Origin of the sequence: Streptococcus sp. HMSC067A03 (assembly GCF_001814295.1) — a bacterium.
GTDB lineage: Bacteria > Bacillota > Bacilli > Lactobacillales > Streptococcaceae > Streptococcus > Streptococcus constellatus.
This window is the reverse complement of the sequence record NZ_KV815678.1, coordinates 30494-37647: the sequence shown is the minus strand read 5'-3', so window position 1 is coordinate 37647 and position 7154 is coordinate 30494. Positions and strand designations below refer to the sequence as shown.

At 39.3% G+C, this 7154-nt stretch carries 13 protein-coding genes; all 13 read right to left on the bottom strand.

The window, feature by feature from the left end; genetic code table 11:
- On the bottom strand, positions 1-259 hold a 259-nt coding region (gene rplQ / locus HMPREF2963_RS07130; protein ID WP_070484755.1), incomplete at its 3' end, for a 50S ribosomal protein L17.
- Positions 260-270: 11 nt separating this feature from the next.
- On the bottom strand, positions 271-1209 hold the full coding sequence (locus HMPREF2963_RS07125) for a DNA-directed RNA polymerase subunit alpha (RefSeq protein WP_003071316.1): 939 nt from the start codon (positions 1207-1209) through the stop codon (positions 271-273).
- 44 nt (positions 1210-1253) lie between these two features.
- Positions 1254-1637, bottom strand: a complete 384-nt coding sequence (gene rpsK, locus HMPREF2963_RS07120) for a 30S ribosomal protein S11 (RefSeq protein WP_001118385.1) — start codon at positions 1635-1637, stop codon at positions 1254-1256.
- A 19-nt stretch (positions 1638-1656) separates the two neighbouring features.
- Entirely contained in the window at positions 1657-2022 is a 366-nt protein-coding gene (rpsM, locus tag HMPREF2963_RS07115) for a 30S ribosomal protein S13 (protein WP_002262317.1), read from the bottom strand.
- Positions 2023-2037: 15 nt separating this feature from the next.
- Complete coding sequence (rpmJ, locus tag HMPREF2963_RS09115) at positions 2038-2154, bottom strand: 50S ribosomal protein L36 (RefSeq protein ID WP_001808836.1); 117 nt, start codon at positions 2152-2154, stop codon at positions 2038-2040.
- 24 nt (positions 2155-2178) lie between these two features.
- Positions 2179-2397: a translation initiation factor IF-1 gene (gene infA, locus HMPREF2963_RS07110; RefSeq protein WP_001029883.1), complete on the bottom strand. Its 219-nt coding sequence runs from the start codon at positions 2395-2397 to the stop codon at positions 2179-2181.
- 116 nt (positions 2398-2513) lie between these two features.
- Positions 2514-3152, bottom strand: a complete 639-nt coding sequence (locus HMPREF2963_RS07105; RefSeq protein WP_003071318.1) for an adenylate kinase — start codon at positions 3150-3152, stop codon at positions 2514-2516.
- A 243-nt stretch (positions 3153-3395) separates the two neighbouring features.
- Positions 3396-4703 carry a preprotein translocase subunit SecY gene (gene secY / locus HMPREF2963_RS07100; protein ID WP_003071319.1) on the bottom strand — a complete coding sequence of 436 codons (1308 nt, stop codon included), beginning with the start codon at positions 4701-4703 and terminating at the stop codon, positions 3396-3398.
- 12 nt (positions 4704-4715) lie between these two features.
- A complete protein-coding gene (gene rplO, locus HMPREF2963_RS07095; RefSeq protein WP_070669289.1) occupies positions 4716-5156 on the bottom strand; it encodes a 50S ribosomal protein L15 in 441 nt (146 codons plus the stop codon).
- A 160-nt stretch (positions 5157-5316) separates the two neighbouring features.
- Complete coding sequence (gene rpmD / locus HMPREF2963_RS07090; RefSeq protein WP_003029471.1) at positions 5317-5499, bottom strand: 50S ribosomal protein L30; 183 nt, start codon at positions 5497-5499, stop codon at positions 5317-5319.
- Between the two features lie 13 nt (positions 5500-5512).
- Complete coding sequence (rpsE, locus tag HMPREF2963_RS07085; protein WP_006269137.1) at positions 5513-6007, bottom strand: 30S ribosomal protein S5; 495 nt, start codon at positions 6005-6007, stop codon at positions 5513-5515.
- Between the two features lie 18 nt (positions 6008-6025).
- Positions 6026-6382, bottom strand: a complete 357-nt coding sequence (rplR, locus tag HMPREF2963_RS07080) for a 50S ribosomal protein L18 (RefSeq protein WP_003040651.1) — start codon at positions 6380-6382, stop codon at positions 6026-6028.
- Between the two features lie 81 nt (positions 6383-6463).
- The gene (rplF, locus tag HMPREF2963_RS07075) at positions 6464-7000 is read right to left on the bottom strand and encodes a 50S ribosomal protein L6 (protein WP_070669288.1); all 537 of its coding nucleotides are present in this window, start codon (positions 6998-7000) and stop codon (positions 6464-6466) included.
- Positions 7001-7154: the final 154 nt, after the last annotated feature.

Genomic DNA, 7154 nt, shown 5'->3' with positions numbered 1-7154 from the left:
CAGTAGTTGAAGTATATTTTGCTGTTTCTTCATCATAGTTTTCTGATGCAATTTCATTACGTACATAAGCTGCTGCTTGACGGCGTGCATGCAAGTCTCCTCGTTTACCCAAGGTAATCATTTTTTCTACTGTTTTACGGATTTCTTTTGCACGAGCTTCTGTCGTCACGATTGATTCATTGATAATCAAGTCAGTGGTTAAATCGCGAAGCATTGCTTTACGTTGTGAGCTAGTGCGTCCTAGTTTACGGTAAGCCATGTTTTCCTCCTTTATTTATCGTTTTTTAATCCAAGACCGAGATCAGAAAGTTTTACTTTTACCTCTTCAAGACTCTTCCGTCCTAGATTTCTTACTTTCATCATTTCAGGTTCAGTTTTTTCTGTCAAATCAAATACAGTATTGATACCAGCTCGTTTCAAGCAGTTGTATGAACGAACTGATAAATCCAATTCCTCAATTGTACGATCTAACACACGATCATCTGAAACTTTTTCTGTTTCTTTCATTACATCGGTAGATTTTGCCACTTCAGTTAAATTAGTGAATAAATCCAAATGTTGCGTTAAAATACGCGCAGAAAGTCCCAAGGCATCTTCTGGAATAATCGTTCCGTCTGTCATGATTTCAAGAGTTAATTTATCAAAACCATCATTGCTACCAACGCGAGCTGGTTCAACTTGGTAATTAACCTTTTTCACCGGCGTATAGATTGAATCTACCGCAAGCGTTCCTACTGGTGCATCATCTTTTTTATTTTCATCAGCCGGCACATAACCACGACCTGCATTTACAGTCATAATAGCTTTTAAGCTAGCGCCTTCACCGATTGTAAAAAGATAATGATCAGGATTTACAATTTCAATATCACTATCTGTCAAAATATCACCGGCAGTAATTTCTGCAGGACCTTCAACATCCAGTTCAATCGTCTTTTCGTCTTCGACGTAAGATTTTACAGCAATCCCTTTGACGTTCAGAATGATTTGCATCACATCTTCACGGACACCTGGAACTGTATCGAATTCGTGCAATACACCTTCAATATTGATAGATGTTACAGCAGCACCTGGTAGAGATGCAAGAAGTACACGACGAAGTGAGTTCCCAAGCGTTGTACCATAACCACGTTCTAGTGGTTCTACTACAAATATGCCGTAGTCTTTATTTTCATCAATTTTTGTTATATTTGGTTTTTCAAACTCAATCATTTAGTTACTCCCTCTTAAACGAAAAGCAGTGTAATGGTTTATGATTATACACGGCGACGTTTTGGAGGACGAGCACCATTGTGTGGCACAGGAGTCACATCACGAATAGCTGTTACTTCAAGACCAGCGGCAGCAAGAGCACGAATAGCTGACTCACGACCAGAACCTGGACCTTTAACAGTAACTTCAACTGATTTAAGACCGTGTTCTTGTGCAGATTTTGCAGCAGCTTCAGATGCCATTTGGGCAGCAAATGGTGTAGATTTACGAGAACCTTTAAATCCAAGAGCTCCAGCAGATGACCAAGCAATTGCGTTACCATGCACATCAGTAATCATAACAATAGTGTTGTTAAATGTAGCGTGAATATGAGCAATACCAGATTCGATATTTTTCTTCACACGACGTTTACGTGTTGGTTTAGCCAAGACTTTTTACCTCCTTATATTATTTTTTCTTACCAGCAATCGCAACAGCTTTCCCTTTACGAGTGCGAGCGTTGTTCTTAGTGTTTTGTCCACGTACAGGAAGTCCACGACGATGACGGATTCCACGATATGAACCGATTTCCATCAAACGCTTGATGTTTAAGTTTACTTCGCGACGAAGGTCACCTTCAACTTTGATAGCATCAACTTCACGACGGATAGCATCTTCCTGATCAGATGTTAAATCTTTCACACGAATATCTTCTGAAACTCCAGCAGCAGCCAAAATTTTCTTAGAAGTTGGAAGACCGATACCGTATACATAAGTAAGTGAAACAACTACACGTTTGTCATTTGGAATATCAACTCCAGCAATACGAGCCATTTTTTCTCCTTTCTATTATCCTTGACGTTGTTTGTGTTTTGGGTTTGCTGGGCAAATTACCATAACACGACCATTACGACGAATAACTTTACAGTATTCGCAAATTGGTTTGACCGATGGTCTTACTTTCATTTTTTATCCCTCCAAGTATTTCGATTATTTAAAGCGGTAGGTGATCCGTCCACGTGTCAAATCATATGGACTCATCTCGACAGTAACACGGTCTCCCGCTAAAATACGAATATAATTTTTACGAATTTTACCAGAAACTGTTGCCAAAATCTGATGTCCATTTTCAAGTTCAACCGTAAACATTGCATTTGGCATGGTATCAACAACCTTGCCTTCAACTTCAATCACATCGTCTTTTGCCACGCAAAAGCACCTCCCTAAATTTCGATTCGTTCCTCTGGACACAGAGGTAACAATTATAAGTCAGACTAATTCATTGTATCACTACTTGTCAAATATTGCAAGCTTGAAAAACGCTTTTATTTCAAATTCATCAAGACTTTTTCGATGTCAGCAAAGACTGCATCAATTTCTTGGTTACCTTGAATATCATGAACCAAACCTTGAGCGCGATAATGATCAATAATCGGCTGACCTTGTGCAATGTTGACATCCAAACGACGTTTCACTGTTTCAGGTTTGTCATCTTCACGTTGGTAATAATCTTCTTCATTATAATCTGCTGGTGGATTAAATACTTTATGGAAAGTTTCTCCCGTTTTTTTATGAATAATCCGTCCACTCAAGCGCTCTAGTAGACTATTCGGATCTACTTCAATATTGACAACCCCATCCAAAACAAGACCAAGGGCAGTTAATATCTCATCCAACGCATGAGCTTGCTCAATGGTGCGTGGGTAACCGTCTAACAAAAAGCCTTTTTCTTTAATATCATCTTGTGATAGTCGTTCTTTGACAATTCCATTGGTCACTTCATCAGGTACTAATTCGCCTTTGTCAATGTATGATTTAGCAAGTACACCCATTTCAGTTTGGTTTGCCATAGCTGCACGAAACATATCTCCCGTTGAAATATGTGCAACACCAAATTTCTCAACGATTTTGGCTGCTTGTGTTCCCTTGCCTGCGCCTGGCAAGCCCATAATCAAAAGATTCATAATCCTTCTCCTTTTTTGTTTTTAAACAAATCTATTAATTAACAGCATTTCATAAACTTATTTAAAAACAAAATAGAAAGAGTGGGACAGACTTCAGAAAATCTATGATTTTCGATTTGCTCTCCCACCCCGCAACATAGTTGATTCAAGATGAAAACAAAAGCTCATTTTCATCATCAACCATTGCGTTCGTTATTTAACGCAAATTGCTTTTCAAGTTAAAATATCTTTCTTTACTTTATTCTATTCTGTTGTATTCATAAAGCCAGTATATTTTCTCTTTAGAAGATAACCTTCAAGTTGTTTCATCCCTTCAATACCAGTCGCAATAATAATCAACAAACTAGTACCACCCAAAGCAACAGCATCTGTCAATCCAAATAAATCCTTGGCTAAAATCGGTAAAATCGAAATAAAGCCTAAGAAAAGTGAACCAACTGTTGCCAAGCGACGAAGCAGCTTGGACATGTATTCTTCTGTACCTTTACCCGGACGGACACCATGAATATAGGCACCGCTCTTTTGCAAATTTTCCGCAGTTTTCTCTGGATTGATTTGTACAAATGTATAGAAAAATGTAAACAAAATAATCAAGAGAGCATACATTGCGATGCCGCTGACTGTCGTCGTCGCAAACAACGACTGCGCCACTCGAACCCACTGTGTATTGTGACCTGTAGCTGTCAAAAATTGGAAAATAGCTGCAGGTGCAGCAGTAATCGAACTTGCAAAGATAACAGGAATAACACCTGCTGGGTTAACTTTCAAAGGAAGGTAAGAGCTAGAAGGTGCCCCTTGAGCTATCTTGGTATACTGGATTGGAATTTTATATTCTGCTTGTTGAACGAAGGTTGTAAAGTAAACAATGAGTAAAACAGCTATAATCAGAATAGTAACAAAAATGATAGATGAAGTAATACGGCTGCTTGGTACATTGACAAAGTAGTCTACATATATACTCTTAATCATTCCTGGAATTGCTGCTACGATACCTGCAAAGATAATCATAGAAACACCGTTACCATAGCCTTTATCTGTAATTTGTTCCCCTAACCAAGTCACAATCATAGAACCCGTCGTTAACAGAAAACCAATTAACAAATAGGTCTGCCAATTAGGTGTTGCCACCAACTTAGCACTAGATAAGGTATGGAAGCCTGCTGTAATACCGATAGATTGAACAAATGCCAAGACTAAGGCAATATAGCGCGTCGCTTGATTTAACTTTCTTCGTCCAACTTCACCTTGTTTCCCCCATTCTACAAACTTAGGTAAAATATCCATTTGGAGTAGTTGTACAACAATGGATGCGGTAATGTATGGACTCACTCCCAATGCAAAAACTGAGAAATTTCGCAACGCATTACCTGATACAAGACTAAGCATGTTTAGAAAGGAAAGCCCATTAAGAGCTTCTAAGCTTTTTGCATTAACACCTGGAACAGTGATCGTTGTACCAATTCGAAATACTAATACAATAAAAATTGTAAAGAGAATTTTAGAACGAACCTGTTTGATTTTTAATGCATCTTTTAATAGTTTAAAAAACATAGGTCACCTCACTTAGATGACTTCCACTGAACCACCTTTAGCAGTGATAGCTTCTTCGGCTGATTTAGAGAATCTAGCTGCTTTAACAGTCAATTTCTTCGTCAATTCACCATTACCAAGAATCTTAACACCAGATTTTTCAGCTTTTACAATACCTGCTTCAACGAGAACAACTGGTGTTACTTCTGTACCATCTTCAAAGCCATTCAATTGATCAAGGTTAACAATTGCATATTCTTTACGATTAATATTTAAGAAACCACGTTTTGGCATACGACGGAACAATGGTGTTTGTCCACCTTCAAAGCCAAGACGAACTTTTCCACCACTACGAGCTTTTTGACCTTTTTGACCGCGGCCAGAAGTTTTACCATTACCTGATGAAGTACCACGACCAACACGATTGTGGACTTTACGAGAACCTGTAGCAGGTTGTAATTCATGAAGTTTCATTATTATTTTCTCCTCTTTTGTAAAATGCTAGCGCTCGCAGCAGGGAAAAGGTGTCCCTACTGCAAACTCGCCTATACACATATTTAGTTTTAGGGGCTGAGAAATTTCTCCCATCCCCTAATTTATTTTCAAGTTAAAGTTTTGCAGCAAAAATTTTTGCTTACTTTACTTCTTCAACAGTTACCAAATGAGAAACAGCTGTAATCATACCACGAACGGCAGCATTGTCTTCTTTGATAACTGAGCTGTTCAATTTGCCAAGTCCAAGTGCTACAACAGTTTTACGTTGTGACGGGATGCGTCCGATTGGAGACTTAGTCAAAGTAATTTTAATTTGAGCCATGTTATCTCCTTTCTTATGCCAAGTCAGAAACTGAAATACCACGAAGGGCAGCAACTTCTTCAGCGCGTTTTAATTGTTTCAAACCTTCAACAGTTGCACGAACAATGTTGATTGGAGTGTTAGAGCCAAGCGATTTAGATGTTACATCTGCCACACCTGCCAATTCGATAACGGCACGAACAGCGCCGCCAGCAGCAACTCCAGAACCTTCTACAGCTGGTTTCAACAATACTTTAGCTCCACCAAATTCTGAAAGAACTTCGTGAGGAATTGTTGTGCCAACCATTGGTACTTCAATCAAATTTTTCTTCGCATCTTCAACTGCCTTGCGAATAGCTTCTGGTACTTCTTGAGCTTTACCAGTACCGAAGCCTACACGACCATTACGGTCACCGACAACTACAAGAGCTGCAAAACGAAGACGACGTCCACCTTTAACAACTTTAGTAACACGGTTAATCGCAACTACGCGTTCTTCAAGTTCAACTGCATTGTCTTTAAATGCCATTTTCTAGTGTCCTCCCTATTAGAATTTCAATCCGTTTTCACGAGCTGCATCAGCCAAAGCTTTTACACGTCCGTGATAGAGATATCCACCGCGGTCAAACACCACTTCAGAAATACCTTTAGCAACTGCACGTTCAGCAACGAGTTTACCAACAACAACGGCTTGTTCAGTCTTAGTTCCTTTTGAAACTTCTTTGTCAAGAGTTGAAGCGCTTGCGAGCGTTACACCCGCTACGTCATCAATTACTTGAGCGTAGATGCCTGTATTAGAACGAAAAACGTTCAAACGTGGGCGATCAGCAGTTCCAGAGAGTTTTCCGCGAACGCGACGATGGCGTTTTTGGCGGACTTTGTTTTTATCTGGTTTCGAAATCACAATTTTCACCTCTTAATTTTATTGTGTGCCTAAGCACAAAGTTGGAAATAATTATTTCGGTTGAAGAACAACCGTTTAACATTATTTACCTGTTTTACCTTCTTTACGGCGAACAAATTCACCAACGTAGCGGATACCTTTACCTTTATATGGTTCTGGAGCACGCAGACTACGAATGTAAGCAGCAGTTTGCCCTACTACTTCTTTTGAAATTCCACTCACAACAATAGTCGTTGGATTTGGAAGTTCAAAAGTAATACCTTCAGGAGCTTCTACTTCATCTGGATGCGATTTACCAACTGAAAGCACAAGCTTTTTCCCTTGAAGTTGAGCACGGTAACCAACCCCGCGCATTTCAAGTTCTTTCTTGAAGCCTTCTGAGACACCATGAACCATGTTGTTCAAAAGGGCACGAGTTGTTCCGTGAATTGTTTTCATTTCTTTTGTATCGTTTGGACGGTGAAGTGTTAATTCTGTTCCTTCCACACGGATTTCAATATCTGTTGAGAACGTACGAGTGAGTTCTCCTTTAGGTCCTTTTACAGTTACTACGTTGTCCTTGTTGGTCAATTCAACACCAGCAGGCAATGGAATAACTTTATTACCAATACGTGACATGTTATTTTTCTCCTGTTAGATTATCAAGCCGCAAAGCGACTAGTTTTCACGGGGTTAAAGATACTTATTGTGTTCAATAGCTAAATTGAACACGCTCTAAGAACTGTGCAAAATAGATAAGTTGGCTGGTTTGTAAACAAACTGCTCCAACTTC